Consider the following 18,755-nt stretch of genomic DNA (forward strand, 5'->3'; position numbering starts at 1 on the left):
AGCCCGTTACGAAAACGGGCTTTTCTCTCTATGGTTGTAATGACACAGACCTATCTTTTATCTCTCTTAGTTTCAGGTCATCAACAATATTGACTCTTGTTGGTTTTTCATAACCAAGAAGTTTGGAGTGTTCATTAGTATAACCAAATGGTCCAGGCATCAAACCATTAATATGGTCATTTGTGTTTTGGTATAAATCTAAATTTTCAAATGCTAACAACATCGCGTCATTTAAGTGATCCCAGTTCTCTGATTTAAAACCACTATATGATAGCTCAGACCTAAAAAATCCTAGTGATGTAAATGCCTTTTGAACAATCCTGTCTGTTCGTTCAGGTTTGCTACGTTCTTTAGCAATCATTTTCTTTAGCGAGTCCAGTGTTATCTCTCTATCTTCGTCATATGCATAGGGCATGATAAAGTGTGCATGGAAATCGCATAGAATAGACTTCTCTGTAAAAGAAGTAGAAATGATTGCGCTATTTTTTTGATTAATTGCTTCTTGAAGTGTATCCATATGCGATGAAGGCAACACAACTGTTAAAGATGAGTAATAAGTTCCTCCAAATGGTCTTGTTCTATACTCATCGTATTTTTCATTTGGCTCATTATCCAAAATTTCTATATCAACACCATTTTCTTTAAGCTCTTCAATTACAGATATTAAATCATTATGTGTCATTTCATGATTTGGGTACATTGAAATAGCCAGATCATAAAAACCTTTACCGCCTTTATCTGCGAACAGCTTAACTGATTTGTTATACTCATCAATTGACTTTTTAACTTCGTCTTCAAAGCTGCTATACGGAATTTTTGTTGCCTTTATCTGTTCGCTTATTGTGTCAATAACTTTTTGGTTAGATACAATGCTATTGCTAATATGGTCGGTTAACAATTTAGAAAGTTTAGATTTATTTTCGATTTCATTTTGAAGTAAAGTTTGTTGTTGCTTGAGAACAAATAGAGCTTTCTCATCATCGGTAGTATTTGTTTTCTCTTTCGTGTTTAAAAGATGACTATATATTGCTCTAATTTTCTTTCTCAATGTTGGAGTTTTCATTATTTTATTCCTATTGTTTTTCTTGATTATATCATAAAAAATAGAACCATTAAGTTTTTAAATGTGGGATTGCGTGTTATAATTTAAGAATTAAATACTGCTAAGAGATAAAAATAATGAAAAAAGTTGTAGGTGGTAAATTCATTCTTAATGATGTTACTGAGAAGGTTATTGAATTTCCTGAAACCAGAGATGGTAACATCAAAATCACTTTCGGAGGTCATGAAGATGGATTCGTTGAATCTATCCCTCTTACATCTTTCGAAGAACAAACTGGTTACTATATTCAGGGATTGGAACCAGAGATGAAGGTATCGCCAGAATCGCTTATTAAGAGCTTCGTAAACGAAGCATTGCGCAATGATTTCTATGAACCTCAGTATGACCCTAAATCGGGTATCGTTGCTGCTGGTGTCTGTAAGTTCGCAAACCATCGAGATGTAAATATGGAAGCTTGGTTTGCTATTCATGACAATTCTTCTCGTCCTTTGTATGACCATGAGGGTGTCTACACTATCCACGTATCTAAAAGTGATGGTAGTAAGACCATTAACGACAAAATCCATGTTAAACATGTTGTAGAACTTGATGACGCGCTTAATCAGGCTATGGAAAAGCTCAAGTCTTATGTTGTGAATAAAGTACAGATCTTGAATCCAGGGATGTTTCAAAAAGACGCTGACCGTGAATATTCAGAAGATGGTTATCCTAAGCTTAAGGCTGGTGAAACGCTGTCAGATTACTTTAAGCAATTAGAAGCACCTGGTGGCATTGTGATCAATTCAAAAGGGAAGTACCAAGCGTTCCATAGTTACGATAGCATGAATAAGAACACGGTTAGTGGTCGTACTCTTAGTTATGAAACGAAAGACTATAAAACCCTGAAAGGTGCTGTTAAATACCTAGCCTCACATCATTTTGATGAAAATGGTTTGGTGACAGACTTTATCGATGCTGAGTTCGAAGAATCCTTTAAAGAAGAAATCATGCGTTTTGGTGGTTTAAGCACTTCAAGTGACTGTTGGGGTGACGGGATGTTAAGAGATTACGATTGCGGAAAAATCTTTATCCATCCAGCGGAAAGTCGTTTTGTAGATAATTTCGGGTATAAAGCAGACATTAAGTTTGTGTTTACAGATGAGAAAACAGGTAAAACTTACACCGAGACGTGTCCAATTAGTGATAGATGGCGTGATAATGGTGGTGGTTTTGCTCGTCATTTTACACCTCTTTACTTGGGTAGGGAGTCAGCGTTGAGAAGTGGTGAGATTACTTTTGATGACGATAATCGTACAGTTGCAGAAAAGATGGAATACCACGTAGAGCGCGTTAAATTCCATGAGGAAAGAGCTGATTACTCTCAATCAAGAATCAAGGAATATGAAGCTAAAGCTGACTCTGACTGTAACTATGCTAGATTCCTCAAAATGGAACTCGAAAAGGTTGAATCAATCAATAAGCTTATTGATGCGCACAAGGAAGCGTACAAAGAGTTGAAAGAAACCAACGAAAAAGAGCTTTCTCTGTAAATATATAAACCAATACATGAAAAGTTTTAAACCTTGCGTGAATCAAAAGTTCGCGCAAGGTTTTCTTATATTCAGTTGTTGTTCGTTAAGAGCCGACAATCCAGTTTAGTCGTCGTTTTCATGAGTAATGACTCTTTAGTTTCCATCAATATTTGCTATCAAAAATTACTTCGAAGATCTTCAGTGTTAATCACTTCACCTCGCAAGTCCATTCCAAGCAGCTCAAACGCTTGATCGCTCGTAATATCCTCATAATCGCTGCTCACGACTTCATAAACATGATAGTGAAGAATGCCTTCGATTTGATTAGATGTGATCGGAACCGTGTGATCGCTTCGAATTAAGCTGCCTCGGTCAGCTTCTGTGCTTGCTCGTTCATAACCCTTAATGTACGAGAATGTAACCAAGAAATTACGCGCTGATGCATTAAGTTGATTACCTGCGATTACCATAAAATCGGAAAAAGACTCGCAGTAACCATATTTATTAAGTCTACTTTTGGTCTCAACAATACGATTGTGTTTGTCGTAATTGATTTGTGTTACTAGAGCTGGCAAGCAGTGCGGGTACTTAATGATTTTAATGCCTTCAGGTAGAAGTTCTTGATGGCTTAAGCTCATATCAAATCGAACAGGATATAAACCCGTATTGTCTTCCAGCCGCGTGACTTCAGTGGATAGATTGTCCATTTGGTACATTTCAGCAAACACCTTAATCGGTGGTTCGCCTTCACCATAAACCTCTGCAAGATTTTTTCGATATTCAGAGAGCTTTTCTTCTGAAACCTTTGAAATTTCGATATTAACTAACATAAATCACCTCTGTTTATTATTATACATAGGTAATTATGAGAGTCAATTTATTATGCGATGAATAGAATAACAAATAGTGCGAAGGCAATAAAAGAAGCTAAAGCGCGTGACTTGGATTTTTTGTAGAAGATCTCATGATACTCTTTCATTGCACCTTCATGAGAATCTAGTGAGGAACCATGATGTAGTACATCCAAAGCAAAGTTCAGTGTCATTGCTCCTGAGAGGATAGACATGATTAACCAGACAGGATTGAAATTTAAAATGATCATGGTTTCTCGCTAAAGTAGAATGCTAACGATTAGGTTATTCTGATTTTAACACTTTATCACTTTGCATTGTAAAATTAATATTTTGAAATATTCGAATAAGTTCTTTATTTTTTGGCATAGGAAATTGCAATGTTTCTATCGCTTCAGGAATATGTGTGCAGTGACCGCTATCATAAAGCATAGTTACCTTTCGAACAATAAAACCATCTGTTGTTGGCAGTAGTTTAATGTTTATTCGGCACTCAAATGGCTGATCAAGATCCAGATTTATTGCATTTTTAAATAATTCTTGGAATTTCTCGTTATACATCTCAAATTCTTGATCACGTTCACTCTTGTACATCAATCTCTCTTGAGTTTGCTGCTCAAGCTCAGCAAAGATTCGATCAAGCTCTGCATCGTCCTTAGAAGAAATGTCTTTTTCTATGGCAAAGGACAAAGAAGAATTTAAACATAATATAGATAATAGTAGTAATCTCATAGTAAAAACCTTACTTTTCAATACATATAGAGAAGCCTCCACGAGGGAGGCTATTAGGTCTTTAACTCTTCCTGGTTGACCAGACCAGAAAGGCATACAGATTAGATCTGTATGTGAACAGTAGGTCGCACATAGAGCTTTAGCTCACTACATCGTGATAGACGATGCAGACCGCATAATCGGTTATGTGCTGAGTGAGCTTCAGTGAGCGCCTATCAAGATTTGAACTTGTTAACCCCTCCAAAATGGGGATAGCCGCTATGATGCTCTATTGCACCGATAATTTTAAACTCAAGGCTTAAGCCTTTCAGATAGAGCAGTATTACTACTGGCTCGCTTGTAACAAGCAAAAGTTTATATCGGCAGCAAAATTTGGAGCGTATAAAGGGGTTCGAACCCTCGACACCTGACTTGGAAGGACAGTGCTCTACCAACTGAGCTATATACGCATTTGGATGCGGAAGGCAGGATTCGAACCTGCGAACTCCATCATGATGGCGTTAAGCCTCTAACTTCAACCGCACTGATTTTAGAACCAGGGCAGGAAATCCTGCCAAGGTCTAAGAAAAACTCTACGGTTACTATTCTACCGAAAAGTCACCTGCAATCTCAGCCCCTAATGTCCAGTCACATCCTGTCAATCTCCAGCGGCTTTGCGACCTTCATTGACTAAACAGGTAGTGACGCAATTAAAAATTGCTGACCTTATCCGCTATGCCTCCAACTCGGATTCTATCCCATACACAAAAGCTTAAGTTGGATTCCAGCTCCGTGATGAAAGAACAGTGTTCTCTCAGTGGGTAGAAGAAATAATATCAACAATAAAAAGTATGTGCAACTACTTTTTATGTGTTTTATTAATTCTTCGTTTTTTACATTTGTAGCTCATGAAGCAGCTTATAAGCAGCATCAACTATGTCATTTTCACCCAGAGTCGGTTCATCAGTACCTACGATTTGCTCTAACAACGCAATTACTGAAAGATATCCCTCAGATTCAATACATTCAGCCATAGGAGCATTGAAGTGCATCGTAAACCAGGTATCAATGCATTTCATTGAACTTTTCTTTGGGATAGACAAGATGTCTTGACCAATTCGGCTCTCATGAGCATATAGCTGGTCTGATTCAATCAGACCAACCAACATTGCCATTGAAAGGTGCGAAGCTCCTGAAACCTCGACCTCATGGCTTTCGCTTCTTAATAGCCACTTCATAGCTATTAACCACGTTCTAGGAGACGGATCAGCTCAATGATGCCGTTGTTCGCACGGCTAATGTAGTTAGCCATACCTAGTGAGTGGTTTGCAGTCACGCCGAATGGTGAACCATTCAGGACAACAGGCCAGTAGCGAGTTTTCTGTGTATCTTCAAGATCTCGAATGATCTGCTTCAAGCTGGCTACAGCGTTTTTATCTTTCAGAACCGTACCGAAATCGTCTTCTACTGCGTATAGAAGTTGAATTAGCGCCCATGAAGCACCGCGAGCTTCCCAATACACATCATCAATTTCCAGCCAAGGGGTTTTAGCTACAACCTTCTGATCACTGTAAGTAGATTGTACAGCAGCTTTGTCATTAGAAAGGTCAGTATTAAAACGTTCCTGTTCTACTGATGCCGATAGTCGTTGGCTGTAACTACCAAGTGAGTTTGATACCAAATCTAACCATGCGCGAAGGTTATCAGCACGAGCATAGAACTGAGCATTTTTATCTTTTGGATCAGAGATGCGAGAAAGGTAATCACCTAGAGCTTTAGAAGCTTTCTTGTATTGATCTTCTGATGATGGGAACCACCAGCTAGTCGGAGAATAGCTGATCGAAGAAAACGCTTCTGATAGTTTTTTGTCTTTCAGATCTTGCGATTGAGAACGGCTGAACTCTTTTTCAAGAGTAAGAACAGAGTCCTTTACCATTCCGATCACGCCTTCTTCCCAGTTCGGCATGTTATCGAATACCTTTGCCTTAACAAGAAGATCGTTCGATGTAAAACCGCCAGTTTTATTGAGAAGTGTTTCGATTAACTGAATGTTAGTAGCAGTGAATGCGTCACCAACCACTTGATCTGAGTTCTTAATTTGCTGAATTTTAAGAATTTCTTTTGTTTGTTTTATGTCTGGTGTGTTGCTTATCACATGTACATAACCAGTAACCGCTATGACAGATGCAGCTATAGCAGACAGGATTAGTTTACTTTTATAAGACTTTTTTGGTTGAGTCATTAAATGATCCTTTAATTTAATTAATTGTGTGTACTATTTTGATTTAGTTGTTATGGATCTTATACACTTCAATTTAAAAGTAAAGTAAAAATTCAAAATTATAGAAAAGAAAAGGATCGATGTTCATCAGCTATGCTGATGTTTTATTTGGTTAATTGAGATTGATTGTTTGCTCCCTGCCTTTGATTAAGAAGGGATGAGTTTTGTGAGGAAGAGTTGTGTTGAATTAGGGGCGGTTTTCGAGTACTCATTCAAACCCTTGTCTTACCGCCGTGACGTTAGCCTCTGTGAGGATTTTGAGTCAAGTCGCGTTTTGGGTAACTTGAACTCGCCTTTAATAATACAAATAAAAATTGATAAGTCAATAGTTATGTGCTTATATTGTGCAAAATTACAAGAGGTTAACATGAAAAAAATATTCACTAGATTTGGTTTGGCTTACCTAGCTTTCCCTACATTAGGGATACTTGGATTCGGATCTTACGCAATCTTTCAGCAAAACCTATTACTGGATTTCGTCATCTATCTAATTGCTACTGCAATTATTACTTCTATAGCATTAGTAATTTTTGAAAAGAAGAGAATAAGAGCAAACGAAAGCAGGTTAGGTGAAGCAGGTGAAGCAGACCTTAATGGGCTTGAACCATCCAGCAATTGGAACCAAGTAGAGCTAGATGCTTGGATAGAAGCCAATCAATTGATTGATACCTATCTTGAGAAAGAGCCATCAATTGAGGGTATTAAGGCAAACACGCTCTCAATTGTTACTTTGATAGCTAACCGTTGTTCCAACTCAAGATTCAATGGTGAACTTGCCTTTACCGCGCCAGAATTTCTGATCATGTTAGAAGAGGTATCTAAAAAATACCGAGAGCATCTTCTCGAAAACATACCTTTCGTTGATAGCGTGAAAGTTTCGACTCTGAAAACTTGTTATGATCATAAAGATACGGCAAATATTCTATGGAATATTTATCGCGCATATCGAGTAACGACTCCTACAGGTTTGATTTCAGAACTGAGAGGAATGATTACCTCTGAAATCTACGATAAGTTTAATGATGATTTGCGAGTTCATTTACTTAAAATTCTATATCAGGAAGTCGCGACAGTAGCGATTGATCTCTATGGTAAAAAATACGATTCCAAATTGTATACTTCAGTAAGCGAAACAAGTAAGAAAGATAAAGAGTCAATTAGCAAGTTCAAAATTGAACCGATTAGAGTTTCAGTTGTAGGTGAGATTAGCTCTGGAAAATCCAGTATTATTAATGGATTATTAGGAAAGGTAATGTCGGAAGTGTCGGTCTTACCTACGACTGATAAGTTTACAGCCTATCAATACAAAAACAATGAAGTAGATTTTACTCTGGTTGATAGTCAAGGTATTGATGGAAGTGAAAATCAATTTGAATTAACGCTTAAAGAAATTTCAAAAAGCGACATTGTAATATTTGCTGTTAAAGCAAATAAGCCTTCTAAAAACAATGATATTGAATTGATCAGTAGAGTGCATAATTATTACGAAGCGAACCCTAAAAAGAAAAAACCTGTATGCATTATGGCAATAACACATGCCGACATGGTTAAGGGTAATGAAGATGCTGCACTTGAATACAATAAGTCTGTATTTGAGAGTTTGAGCGTTATTGATGAATATTGCTTAGTACAATCCTCAGAAACAGGGTATGAAGAACTGAAGTCACGATTCATAGCAGGGTGCGACCAGGCATTACATGTTCAATTCAATCGTAGACGATTTGATACATCAACCATTGAATCAATGAAAAGTGAAGCTAAACGGTTGAAAAACGCACTGGTTAAATCATTAAAAATTGTAATAAAGTAGAAGTGAAACATGATTATTTACTACAAACACAGTGAGAGAAAGCCATCTGATGGTGATCTAAAAATCATGGCTAATGGAGACATGTTCATCCGTGGTCAATCTTATGCTAGACGGAATGGTCATATCATTGGGGCAATTGCAAACAGTTTTACTTGGTATCCTTTCCATAAAGAAGAAGAGTCATTTGAACCATACTCTGTCTCTAGAGATAGAGAAGAGTACAAGAAGAAAGGTTTGCAAATATACAGCACGAACTCAAAGCGCAAAAAAGAAAAGCATAAACACTTAAGACTAAATCTTCATTTAGAAGAAGATCGTAAAAAATACATGGAAATCTTCAATTGCACAGAGATTAGTGAAGGTATTGATTCTGTTGTTCTTTCAATAAAATGCTAGTCAATAAGTTATAGGGAATAGAAATGAGAAGATTAGATTTATCGGATTTGGAATCAAACTTAACACGTTTTTACCAGGAAAAGCTTAATGAAGCGATACTTGAGAAATTCCCTGAAGCGAAAGAGATTGAATTTCCAGTAGTTCTTTTTTCTGAGTTTAGCAAAAGTTATAAGACAGCAAGATTTTTTGTAAGTGTATTCCCAGTAGATGGTGTTAAATATCAAGTAATGCTTGCAGAGTCATATTCATTTACTGTTGATTGGTTAAGAAGCCTAGAGACCTACGAGGATGTTGAAAAGCATGTGATCTGCTACATCAATATTGATATCGAGTTTATTGAGAGAATCAAAATAGAAGCTCAAAAAATGGGCTTTCAAATTGCTTAAAGTATAGCTTATGAGTTATAAAAAAGGAGTCATCATGACTCCTTTTATTATGTAGGTGCTACATGCTAAGTGTAGAATCTCTATCTCGGTGGATGGTTTTTGCATTGCATAGAACAAAGTCTTTCATAAGATTAGAAACTGATGCTCCAATGATAGGATCGGTTTCGTGTGTTTTCATTGGGATGTTGATACTTGGGAACAATAAGTTTTCGTATTGTTGATGTGACCAGCCTTTAATAGCTGTATCAAAATCACCCTTCAGAACGCACTCAAGCCTTGCAATTGCATTAGAGGTGGTTGCCTTGACTTTATCCGTGTTAATCCCTGTCTCAGCTTCTAGAGCTTTATAATCGATATCTCTTAGATAGCTTAAAAGTCTACCAGCTTCTTTTTGCGCATAGAGCTTTGGAGATGAAACAGATAATTTAGGCTGATACGGGTATGATGATTGTAGAGTGTAAGGAATATTTAACTGATCTACTGACATTGTGGAGTTAAGATCGCTTCCGACAACTTCTAGAATATCCTTACCATTAATGACACTGTAGTACTCATCTTTTCCTAGCATTACAACGTGATTTGCTAACCTGTTTGTATGAGCGATATCTAAGATATCGTACTCATCATTAAGATGATCCATAAGCTCGCGTACTAGCTTTCTTGCTCGTAAATTAAAACCATGCATCTCTGGATCTGACATTGATTTTTCAATGAGATACCCTTCATGTCCAAGGTTGCTCTTACTTTTGTCTTCAATAGAATTAATTACATTCCAGAATTGGGATTCTGAGAATGAGTTAGCTTTCTCATACATGCTCAAATCATGTTCAGGAATTTGAATTTTGTATTTGCTTTCAGTTGCTGCGAGGCTCAAAATCTCTTGGCTTTCTGGAATGATAACTTTCTCTGAATCGATATCGAATAAAGCAGTAAGATTTTCACCAGTTTGTCTGTCAGTGATAGTGATAATGGCTTCTGCAAGCTCATGTGCTAAGAATTCAGATGGGAAACACTCATCTTTATCGAAAAGATATTGCAAATGAGGAACATTGAAGTCTGTCATTTCATAATATTCGGTTGCGGGTCTATTAAAACCAAACCTTACTTGTTCATTTTCTTTGAAGATTTCAATGGTTAGTTCTTGACCATATTTGCCAAGAAAGTTGCTAAAAACAGTACCCCCGTTTTTTTCAACCGCCAAAATTGAGTCTTTTAATCTTGCATAAGATAAAATTGGTGCTCTCATGTGGATTCCTTTGAGTTTATATTTTTCTTATTATATCACAGTGCTTTTATACAACAAATAAAAACCCCGCTTAGCAGCGGGGATGACACGATGTTCTCAGAACCAGCTTCTTATTTCTTCTGCTTCTTCAGGGGTTAACCTAATATGTGACGGTTTTTTGCCGTTATGTATTTCACTCACTCGGTTAAGTTCTTTTTCCCACTTTTCTTTCGTCTCTTGATCCTGGATTTTGCTTGTATCAAGACTCGCTTTTCCTGATGCTATGATCAGTGCCATCATAGAAGGTAGTTCAAATCGTCCAGTAAGGTACTTTACTTCTTTTCCTTCTATAGGTACAAACTTCATCTCAGAGTTCATTAGTTTGTTTAGATAAATATCGGCTGCTTCTTGGTATTTGCCGATAGAAGCAAGGTTATATACTAAGTTCTCATCATAAACTTGTTTCTGAACTTCGATTTTGGCGATATATAAGGTAATAAAATCACCCAACTTGAGATTGTTGGCGCTGGTTTTTTCAATAAATTCTTTATTATCCTCAATCAATTGGTAGCGTCTTTGTGCTAATTTACCAATTGCTCTAATGGTTTCATCCTCATGGTTTTTTGAATAATAAATCATTCCATCTATCGCATTAATAAAAAGTAGTCCGTTTTTATCATAGGCTTCAAGCGCGAAAAAGAAGTCATTTTCTTTTAGTGCTACGTTACCAGGTTTATATGTAAATTCTTTATTATTAATTGATATTGTCCTCTCGTACTTTGATTTATCGAACATTTCATCTATTACAGAGTTATTGATTGAAAATACAACTAATAAAATCAAAGTGTATGATGTTGCAGATGCGAAAATTGCCTTTTTCCAATCAATCTTTGGCTTTTCGTCAAATATGATTGATAGAAATATAGCTATTGTGAGCAAACCTAACATCATAGTCATATAAAATTTCATTTCTGAAAAATGGCTACTTGTAAATTCATCCTGATTAATTATATTTTCAGAAAAGCCAGGAGTGAATGGAAGCATAAAGATTAGAGACGGGATTATCATTCCAAAGATAACTGAATATGGTATTTTTTTAGTATCTTTATCTTCTTTCTCTACAGGCTTAACAAAAATTAAGTTCAAAAATAAATATGAGAGCAAAAGAGATATTGAAGAGTTAAATAAATCGTCCTTGAAACCATAGTGGCTACCAAATTCGAATAATTTTGAAAACTCGGAAATAGTTACAAAACTGTAGCTTATGCTAAATGCAAAGAAAATAACTGAGAACATACAAAATAAAAATGAAGCTATATCAATTAAAATCAATGCATACTCATTCTTAACTTTTATTCTCACTAAATTCAATGTTTCTACAAGCTTCTTCTCGAAATTGAAAATTTTATCTGTATATTTATCATAAGAGTTTATAATTTTTGAAATTGAAATAGTTATCATTACCGCAGGAAAGAAATATAAATGTGAAAAAATATCGCTTGGACGGGCATTTATTTTATCAAATATTTCATCTTCAAGCATATTTAGATTACTAACCCAATTCAATGCAAAGACCCCCATAATAAGAAGTATATATGCAAAAAACCTAGATGATGAAGGATGCTTAGGTTTATCAATGCGATTTAAAAACGCTTTTATTTTTGATTTGTTCATTATTAGCACTACTATTTATTTAAATGTAAATGGTTCTATTTTATTAAGTTTATTAATTTCTTTAGAGATATCAGTTAACACAATTTGTGATTTGCAATTATTAATAATGTATTGTGAGATTTTTCTTTCAAACTCTACTCCAGCAACTTTAGATACATCATCAATAATCACCAAAGAACACTGTTCTGATTTGTGTATCGCAACGAAAAAATCAATAAGCATAATCTGACTCTCCGTAAGTGCAAAGTTAGCGCTGAACGTTTTTCCTTCCCTTTTAACCTTAATGGTGGCATTGCCCCATTCTTCTTGTGTAAACAGGCAAAGATTCAAGCCGAGATCGCGAAAGTACTTATTTAACTGGTCTGTGAGTTGATGTTGATGGATGTATTTCGCATTATTACTAAGTATGTAAGAGTTATCACTACGAGCAGAATGCGTTAGGTAAGCAGGGCTGCTGAAATATACATGTTCGTTAAAATCACAAAACTTTAGGAAAATTTCAGTGACCTTTGAATTGCGATCCAATACAGAATTAGATTTTACATAACGAACAACGCTGATAGTCTGGTTAGTCTCAAGATTTCTGCGTAATGTCTCAGCACCAGGCAGGTTAATCTCTGCAATATGACTATCTCTACGATCAATCCTAGTCATGACTTCGCCGTTTATATGAAGCTCTTCCCAAACAACGCCATTTTTATTTGTTTTACCGTAACCATAGTAGACCTTACACCCATCAATATCATACTCAAATCGAAACTCAGCCAAACCTTGCTCTGAGTAAATGTTGATGTATGGAATCTCTCTGCCATTCATTGGTCTATTATTCTCATACATAGACAGATGGTTGATAGGATCTAGCATTGCAAGACAAAGGCTTGTCTTACCAGAACCAGGACATCCATTGATTACAGAAAGTTCAAGGTCATCACTTTTCGTAGTATCGAATCTAAGCAGCCCCTGAATCCCCATAAAGTTTCTAACAGAAATACTTTTTAGCATAATAATTATCCTTAAATAGTAGTAGGGATACCGCTTTTGATGCAGGCTTCTCGGTGGTTAGTGGTAAAAGAAAGCTCTTTTGGTAATCGCATGAAATGCGTAAAATAATCTGCATCCCAATCAGAAGAAATTGGACTTGTAACGGCTGGTGGTTCACCAGCTTCTAGTCTGAAAAATAAACAATCACCATAATCCTCATCCCATTCTGATACAGGGAGAAAGACCTTTTCGGTATCCCATATAGCTTGTTCTTTATGAGGGAGTAGTGACTCAAATTGCTCAGTGGTTAACAGTGTCGAGATGTTATGCGGACAAGTCTCAAAATATTCTTTATCAAGAGGCATTAGTGCGCCTTCATTAATATCAATATTAAACCCATGTTCTACACAATATTCAAAGAAAGATTTGTTCTCTCCTGAAGATAAGATTCGGTCAATGTCAGCTAATGAGTGATGTGTTTCGCCAGAGTAATTTGCTTTGTTTACAAGCATAGAATACGCAGTGCTAAGACGACGAATCCTGTTATCATCTTCGGACTCAAGGCTAAACACAATCATCAAGTTAATTAGTTTTTCATTTAATTCTTTAATATTCATGGTGTTTACTTTAATTATTTCAATTTTCTGATGAATTGATGGCGATGACCGCCTTTTTTCTTTGACATACCAGGGTAGGTATTTCCGTAATCTAAATCTACTTTCTTAGGCTGTAGATTAAAGTTAGGTGGTCTACATAGATCTCTTTTTAGCTTTAATAACTCATGCTCTAGTGGATCGCGGCATTCAATATTTCGCAAAGAGAAGATGGACAGTTCGTCAGTGTCTTTATAAAGCTCAACATCATGTGCCTTAATGCCTTCATGACTCAACTTAACGACATCTTCTGAATGGGCTAAAACGATAGAGTTAGAAAATCTCTCACTACTTAAAATGGCTTTAACCGTATGAGCACTTACGTGAGAGTCTAAACCAACATAGAATGCAATTCTCGGTTCAGAATCGGAGTCCTTTTCACCCTCAATTGATTTAGCATTAATTCTATCAAGAAGTGATTTTTCTTCTTTTGTATTTGATTCTAAAGACATGAACAGCCCTTTTAATTTATTTTTAATTACATTTATTATACATAATAAAAAGTAACGGTCAATTAAAAAGGCTTTGTTTGATAGTGGATTACTACCTTTAATTGAATCGAGATAGGCAGTGTGGATTGATGTGTTTAGTTTCTTCACCTAGTGGTTGAAGTAGAGCAGAGTGAACCTTCATTTTATAGAAGTTTTCACAATTATTTGTAACCAACATGCTGATTGTTCCATTTCTCTTGCTGGTAACTTTACCCATGTAAAACTTGCCATCATGCTTAACCTGGAACAAGCTTCCTTTCTTGATTGAGCCTTCTTGAATCAGGGCTGACGGGAAAGTGATAGAGACTTCATTGATATCAAGATCAGACAATATAAGTGCGTATCCAATTTTACCTTGTATGAATTCAGAACCGTCATAACTAAGTATTCCACTAACCGTTTTTCGGTTTGTGTTAAGAACTTTAAAGGTTCCGATTCTGTCTTCAATGATCACCTTGTAGAATGAACCTTTAGAGACATTTTCCTGTGAATAGGTTTTAGCTGGAATATTGCTTGTGTCCTGAATCTCAAGCGATCTGAATAATGGATCTAGCATAAGCTGATCATAAACTTTCTTATCAAGACCTTTTTGTCTCAGTTCTTCTAGAATTGAAATAAAAACAGCGCCATGAACATTGTTCCGCTTGCGATTTGGGTCATAAGTAAAGTTTCTTATGATGTCTAATAGGTGAGCAAATTCGTGAAGCACCGTATGCGCAAGTGAGGTTTGCACTGTAAGATTGCCATCAAAAAATTTGTGTTTAGAAACGATTTCGCTGGATGAACGCCACTTAGAAAGTTCCAAATAGCTTGTTTGCTTGCTTTCAATTATCTTCTTACCTATTTGATAGGTGATCTTAAGGTAGCCATTATAGCCTTTTAGAGAGCACTTGGTTCTATGACCACTACCAACTCTTGTAGTGATTTTAAAGCCTTTCTTTGCTTCAATTTCACTTTGATACTCTTTGAATAGTATAGAGGTGGCAGCATCAATCATTATGGTTGCTATGTATTCAGATAACATTGTTCTTATTCTTATGTGGTTTTGGTCACTATTATATCAAAAATCGATAAATCATAACAATAAGTTGATTAACGATGCTTTTTTATGAGTGAATGTTAATCCTTGTCTTCTTTTAAAATTGAAATGTATTGAGGGGGAACAAAATCGACCAGAATGACTCCGTTGTCAGAAATCTTAAAGTCTACAGGAGCATTTTTATCGATCACAAGAATGACAGGCTTTTTCTCTTTAGAGTGGCGTTTTCCTACTCTTGTTGCTTTTTGAATGTTAACTGAAAGATGCACATAGTTTCGTTTGCGACCAAACAAGCCATTTAAAAGAATTGAGGCAACTGATTCACTCTTCGTTCCGTGGTACAAGTCGCTATTCGGTGAATAGCTTTCGTACTGAATATTAACCCAGTCAAGAGAATGACCTTGCTGGCATCGAATAGCGCTATTTTCACTATTAAATGTGTAACGTCCCTCTTCATCAGATTCCACTATAAATTTCAGCTCTTCGAAGCTCAGTTTTGTTTTCTTAGCTTCAGAAATGTTCGAGATTAGCTGATCAACAGCAACCCAACCATTGGTATCCATATTGAGGTTTGCAGCTTGAGGTTTATGTCTCAACAGAAAACATAGGAATTGGCTAATTTGACACAGTTCTTTAACCCTTGATTCTGTGATGTCTTGTTTCATATCTAATCCGTCAAAATGAAAGAGCCGTTGTAAACAACGGCTCATGTATTTTATTAATAACTATAACGCTCGCCAAACATTTCTTCAGCTTCTGTCCTGCTAAGTTTTGAATGTCCGTTCTGCTCTCTTACAGCATTCAATCCTTTAAGGCTAAATCCAATCATTAGGCGTAAATCTAGTTGATGGTTCTGGAATCTATGATCCATACTTTCAATCGGGTCTACGCGATACAGTAGACTATTACCAGTATATCGAACAACACCAAACTCTTTTAAATGAAATGGTAGTTCGTCAACAGGTGTATTTGTTAAGAACGAAATATCGTATGCATCTGTGATGATGTATTCAACAAAGAAATTAGCGAAATTGTTGCACTCAACACACAATAAATCGACCATTCCTGATTCTTTTAAGTTGGGCTTAGTTTTGTTCAGATAAATAGGGTATCGAGGTCGGTACGTATCAGACTCCCTGCGAGTGTATTTACCTTTAACATGGTATGAGTTCGTGCCATATCTAGCCGTTTTACTCTCAAACTCTTGAGTTTTCATCCACTCAGGACAGTTGTCTGGTTGTGGGAGCGCTAACTTAGCACAGGCTCGTTGAATAAGTTTATCTGTATCGATGCGTTCAACAATCCATTTTGCCATATCATCAAAATGTTCTTCAAAATAGTTGTCGATTTTTTTACTGAGATTTTTAGCTTGCTGACTTCGAGCCTGGAAGACAGTATCTGCAATAATTTTTTCAGGAGAACCGACAACATCTTCTGGAATGGTGATGATGTTTTTGGATGTCGGCTTACTTTTATGCTCTAAGGCTAAATTGCTAGGCAGAATCTGAACCTTGCTCACTTCTTCACTGAAAACACTCTCAAAATATGAGTTGTAATCTGTGCCAGATAACTTGGTAACAGAAGAGGCGTAGTCGCTGCTATCACGGCTAGAAGAATAAAAATCTTCACGGCTTGGGGTCTTAGGTAAATTGAATTGTTTCTCACTTCCTTTAAACACCACAGGCATTGTATTGCTTTCAACAGAGAATGAGATTTCATGTCCATAAATTAGCTCTTCTGCATCGATGAAACTTTTCCAGTCTAGAGCAATGGAGGCGTATAAGACTGAAAGTTCGCATAACTCAGAAAATGGAAGTTCCTTGATCTCACGAATATTAACGATAACACTGCTAGAGTCATCGATACCGTCATAATGAGTTAGAGAAGTGGACTTGCTTGTCTCACTGAACATAAGGTGTTTGCCGCTTGGTGATGCTGTAAGCGCGAATACGGAATAAGGAAAAAGAGACTTGTTGATCCTTTGTACATTTTCTCTGTCCGTTCTGCGCTCCTGATCTTCGTATGCCTTTCGCTCAGAATCATTAATAATTACTGCGCCATCACAAGTTTTAATGACTAAATTGAAGTGACAGGCTGATGGGTTGTCATTGTCAATGACTGCAATTGTATATAATCCAGGCTTGGCATGATGTGCCAAATCAAGAACATGAGCTTCTGACTCAACAAAGTAAATTCGTCGATCAAACTTAGATGTGAAAACACTATTCTCATTAATATTCCCGATTTTTCTTCGCTTCAAATTGCGAATGAAATCGTAGCCTCTGACAAAAGACTCCCAAACATCGTTCTTGATAGACTCTTGCTCTTCACAGGTTAGGTTTCGATCAGAAAAGTTCGCAATAACTGATGAAATATTTTCTAGCTGAGCAGCTACGGAACCATGTTCCATTAATGATTTAATATCAAGATTGAGCTTTTTATGTTTATCGATTCGAGCGTATGCATCATTGTTTTCAAGGAATTCATTAAGTGCAAAGGTGGTTACTTCACTATAAGATTTGAAGTAACTGTTAATACCCATGATAAATAACCCATCATCAAGCTTGCTAGCAAGAATAAGGTTGTCGTGCTGATGTTTTCCAAGGAAGGATACGGAGTCATCAAAAATCTTAGAGAATGGAATTTTCGATAATTCCTCAAACAACTTTAATGTTTCAAAAATTGATTCCTTGATGCTCATACCGCGTCCTCTGTGTTCAGGATTTCATTTCTTTCGCTTGCCAGTCTTTGCTTGAGAGTTTTCAAAGCGACTAGGTGTGGAGGATTTGAGTTTGTTTCTTCCTCAGAAATACACTGAATCTTACTGTCTAAGGAATCAATCATACTATCAAACAAGGTTGTGCGCTCGGATAAATCGAGTTCTCGCCATTGGTTGTATTGATCTGCCTCAGAGTTCCACTTTTCCTCTGGTGAGATATAGTCCATTCCCAAAATCAGCTTGATGATTTTGTCCTCAACTTTAGCTAAATGCATATCGTCTAGACCATTGCGACTGTACACCATTACAGGGTTGTACTCGCTATCAATGTGCTCATCGTCCTCAATGGTAACAACAGCACTCAAATTGTGAGACTGAATACGTTCAGCAATTGATGAATTCTTAGTATTCCAGTTAGAACTACCTCTTAGCTGGTTTTTTCGAGCAAATGGCTTTCTAAACTCTTCTGCGAAAATAGAGATATTCTCATCATCAGAATTTCTCATGCTTCGAATAAGAGCGGTAACAACATTAGCACCATACTTTTCCAGTGTGGAAATGCAAAAGAACTTTAACTGATACTTATAAATCAAGTTTAGCAGTTTATAAGCTTTGACAGGGTCGGTTTGTTTCATAACGCGCTCGTTGAGGTTTGAGTCGCAAATTTTGAATGAATCTTGAACGTCTAAGACACCCGCAAAATCGAAAGCAATAGCAATGTTGTTATTCATAATTTTCTCCATTTTGCTTAATTATACAAAAATAGAGTTGTCAGTCAATGAAAATCATAGCGGTAGCAAGAAGATTTATGTCACATTGAAGTAAAAGAAAACAGTTGGGTTATTGCCCGATACATCGGGCTTCTATATGATACAATTCGATTAACAAATAAAAACTAATTAATTAACGAGTGGAAATAAAGTAATGGAAATGACACGAAAAGAGTTTCATAAAAACAATACTA

At 36.4% G+C, this 18,755-nt stretch carries 19 protein-coding genes and 2 tRNA genes; 4 read left to right on the plus strand and 17 right to left on the minus strand.

All coding sequences use genetic code 11. From position 1 onward, the window contains the following. Positions 1 to 28 precede the first annotated feature (28 nt). The gene (locus R7P80_RS25015; RefSeq protein ID WP_229623711.1) at positions 29 to 1,063 is read right to left on the minus strand and encodes a hypothetical protein; all 1,035 of its coding nucleotides are present in this window, start codon (positions 1,061 to 1,063) and stop codon (positions 29 to 31) included. Positions 1,064 to 1,179: 116 nt separating this feature from the next. Between R7P80_RS25015 and R7P80_RS25020 the strand changes: the two genes are divergently transcribed. After that, the gene (locus R7P80_RS25020; RefSeq protein ID WP_118894929.1) at positions 1,180 to 2,592 is read left to right on the plus strand and encodes a hypothetical protein; all 1,413 of its coding nucleotides are present in this window, start codon (positions 1,180 to 1,182) and stop codon (positions 2,590 to 2,592) included. Positions 2,593 to 2,750: 158 nt separating this feature from the next. Here the strand turns inward: R7P80_RS25020 and R7P80_RS25025 are convergent, their stop codons facing one another. The 7 genes from R7P80_RS25025 to R7P80_RS25055 form a co-directional block, all read right to left on the minus strand. After that, positions 2,751 to 3,404, minus strand: coding sequence for a hypothetical protein (locus R7P80_RS25025; protein WP_318096837.1), 654 nt, complete (start codon positions 3,402 to 3,404; stop codon positions 2,751 to 2,753). A gap of 50 nt (positions 3,405 to 3,454) precedes the next feature. Then, a complete protein-coding gene (locus R7P80_RS25030; protein ID WP_229623713.1) occupies positions 3,455 to 3,676 on the minus strand; it encodes a hypothetical protein in 222 nt (73 codons plus the stop codon). A gap of 34 nt (positions 3,677 to 3,710) precedes the next feature. Beyond that, on the minus strand, positions 3,711 to 4,157 hold the full coding sequence (locus R7P80_RS25035) for a cell envelope integrity protein TolA (RefSeq protein WP_241620618.1): 447 nt from the start codon (positions 4,155 to 4,157) through the stop codon (positions 3,711 to 3,713). Positions 4,158 to 4,530: 373 nt separating this feature from the next. Continuing rightward, positions 4,531 to 4,606, minus strand: a tRNA-Gly gene (locus tag R7P80_RS25040). A gap of 7 nt (positions 4,607 to 4,613) precedes the next feature. Beyond that, positions 4,614 to 4,679, minus strand: a tRNA-OTHER gene (locus tag R7P80_RS25045). A gap of 350 nt (positions 4,680 to 5,029) precedes the next feature. Further along, the gene (locus R7P80_RS25050; RefSeq protein ID WP_133297343.1) at positions 5,030 to 5,374 is read right to left on the minus strand and encodes a hypothetical protein; all 345 of its coding nucleotides are present in this window, start codon (positions 5,372 to 5,374) and stop codon (positions 5,030 to 5,032) included. 5 nt (positions 5,375 to 5,379) lie between these two features. Continuing rightward, on the minus strand, positions 5,380 to 6,378 hold the full coding sequence (locus tag R7P80_RS25055; protein ID WP_241620622.1) for a DUF2333 family protein: 999 nt from the start codon (positions 6,376 to 6,378) through the stop codon (positions 5,380 to 5,382). 406 nt (positions 6,379 to 6,784) lie between these two features. On the opposite strand from R7P80_RS25055, the gene R7P80_RS25060 reads away from it, so the two are divergent. From R7P80_RS25060 to R7P80_RS25070, 3 genes are read left to right on the plus strand one after another with little or no spacing between them, the layout of a single operon-like run. Then, on the plus strand, positions 6,785 to 8,227 hold the full coding sequence (locus R7P80_RS25060) for a GTPase (protein WP_318096838.1): 1,443 nt from the start codon (positions 6,785 to 6,787) through the stop codon (positions 8,225 to 8,227). Between the two features lie 9 nt (positions 8,228 to 8,236). Next, positions 8,237 to 8,623 (plus strand): hypothetical protein, encoded by a 387-nt coding sequence (locus R7P80_RS25065; protein WP_048516149.1) that lies wholly within the window; start codon positions 8,237 to 8,239, stop codon positions 8,621 to 8,623. A gap of 23 nt (positions 8,624 to 8,646) precedes the next feature. Continuing rightward, on the plus strand, positions 8,647 to 9,009 hold the full coding sequence (locus R7P80_RS25070; RefSeq protein ID WP_045594296.1) for a hypothetical protein: 363 nt from the start codon (positions 8,647 to 8,649) through the stop codon (positions 9,007 to 9,009). A gap of 58 nt (positions 9,010 to 9,067) precedes the next feature. Here R7P80_RS25070 and R7P80_RS25075 read toward each other — a convergent pair whose 3' ends face one another. From R7P80_RS25075 to R7P80_RS25115, 9 genes are all read right to left on the minus strand, one after another. Next, complete coding sequence (locus R7P80_RS25075; protein ID WP_116921452.1) at positions 9,068 to 10,255, minus strand: hypothetical protein; 1,188 nt, start codon at positions 10,253 to 10,255, stop codon at positions 9,068 to 9,070. A gap of 96 nt (positions 10,256 to 10,351) precedes the next feature. Further along, complete coding sequence (locus tag R7P80_RS25080; protein ID WP_318096839.1) at positions 10,352 to 11,908, minus strand: hypothetical protein; 1,557 nt, start codon at positions 11,906 to 11,908, stop codon at positions 10,352 to 10,354. A 15-nt stretch (positions 11,909 to 11,923) separates the two neighbouring features. Beyond that, positions 11,924 to 12,910, minus strand: a complete 987-nt coding sequence (locus R7P80_RS25085; RefSeq protein WP_241620630.1) for a hypothetical protein — start codon at positions 12,908 to 12,910, stop codon at positions 11,924 to 11,926. An 11-nt stretch (positions 12,911 to 12,921) separates the two neighbouring features. Beyond that, positions 12,922 to 13,506: a hypothetical protein gene (locus R7P80_RS25090; RefSeq protein WP_318096840.1), complete on the minus strand. Its 585-nt coding sequence runs from the start codon at positions 13,504 to 13,506 to the stop codon at positions 12,922 to 12,924. 14 nt (positions 13,507 to 13,520) lie between these two features. Beyond that, positions 13,521 to 13,994: a hypothetical protein gene (locus R7P80_RS25095; protein ID WP_318096841.1), complete on the minus strand. Its 474-nt coding sequence runs from the start codon at positions 13,992 to 13,994 to the stop codon at positions 13,521 to 13,523. Positions 13,995 to 14,091: 97 nt separating this feature from the next. Continuing rightward, a complete protein-coding gene (locus R7P80_RS25100; protein WP_318096842.1) occupies positions 14,092 to 15,057 on the minus strand; it encodes a hypothetical protein in 966 nt (321 codons plus the stop codon). A 95-nt stretch (positions 15,058 to 15,152) separates the two neighbouring features. Continuing rightward, positions 15,153 to 15,737: an RNA 2'-phosphotransferase gene (locus R7P80_RS25105; protein ID WP_318096843.1), complete on the minus strand. Its 585-nt coding sequence runs from the start codon at positions 15,735 to 15,737 to the stop codon at positions 15,153 to 15,155. Positions 15,738 to 15,790: 53 nt separating this feature from the next. After that, the gene (locus R7P80_RS25110) at positions 15,791 to 17,773 is read right to left on the minus strand and encodes a hypothetical protein (RefSeq protein WP_318096844.1); all 1,983 of its coding nucleotides are present in this window, start codon (positions 17,771 to 17,773) and stop codon (positions 15,791 to 15,793) included. Then, complete coding sequence (locus R7P80_RS25115) at positions 17,770 to 18,522, minus strand: hypothetical protein (protein ID WP_021486273.1); 753 nt, start codon at positions 18,520 to 18,522, stop codon at positions 17,770 to 17,772. The genes R7P80_RS25110 and R7P80_RS25115 overlap by 4 nt, the downstream gene beginning before the upstream one ends. Positions 18,523 to 18,755 lie beyond the last annotated feature (233 nt).

It is taken from the genome of Vibrio sp. 2092 (genome assembly GCF_033339635.1).
Taxonomy (GTDB): Bacteria; Pseudomonadota; Gammaproteobacteria; order Enterobacterales; family Vibrionaceae; genus Vibrio; species Vibrio alginolyticus.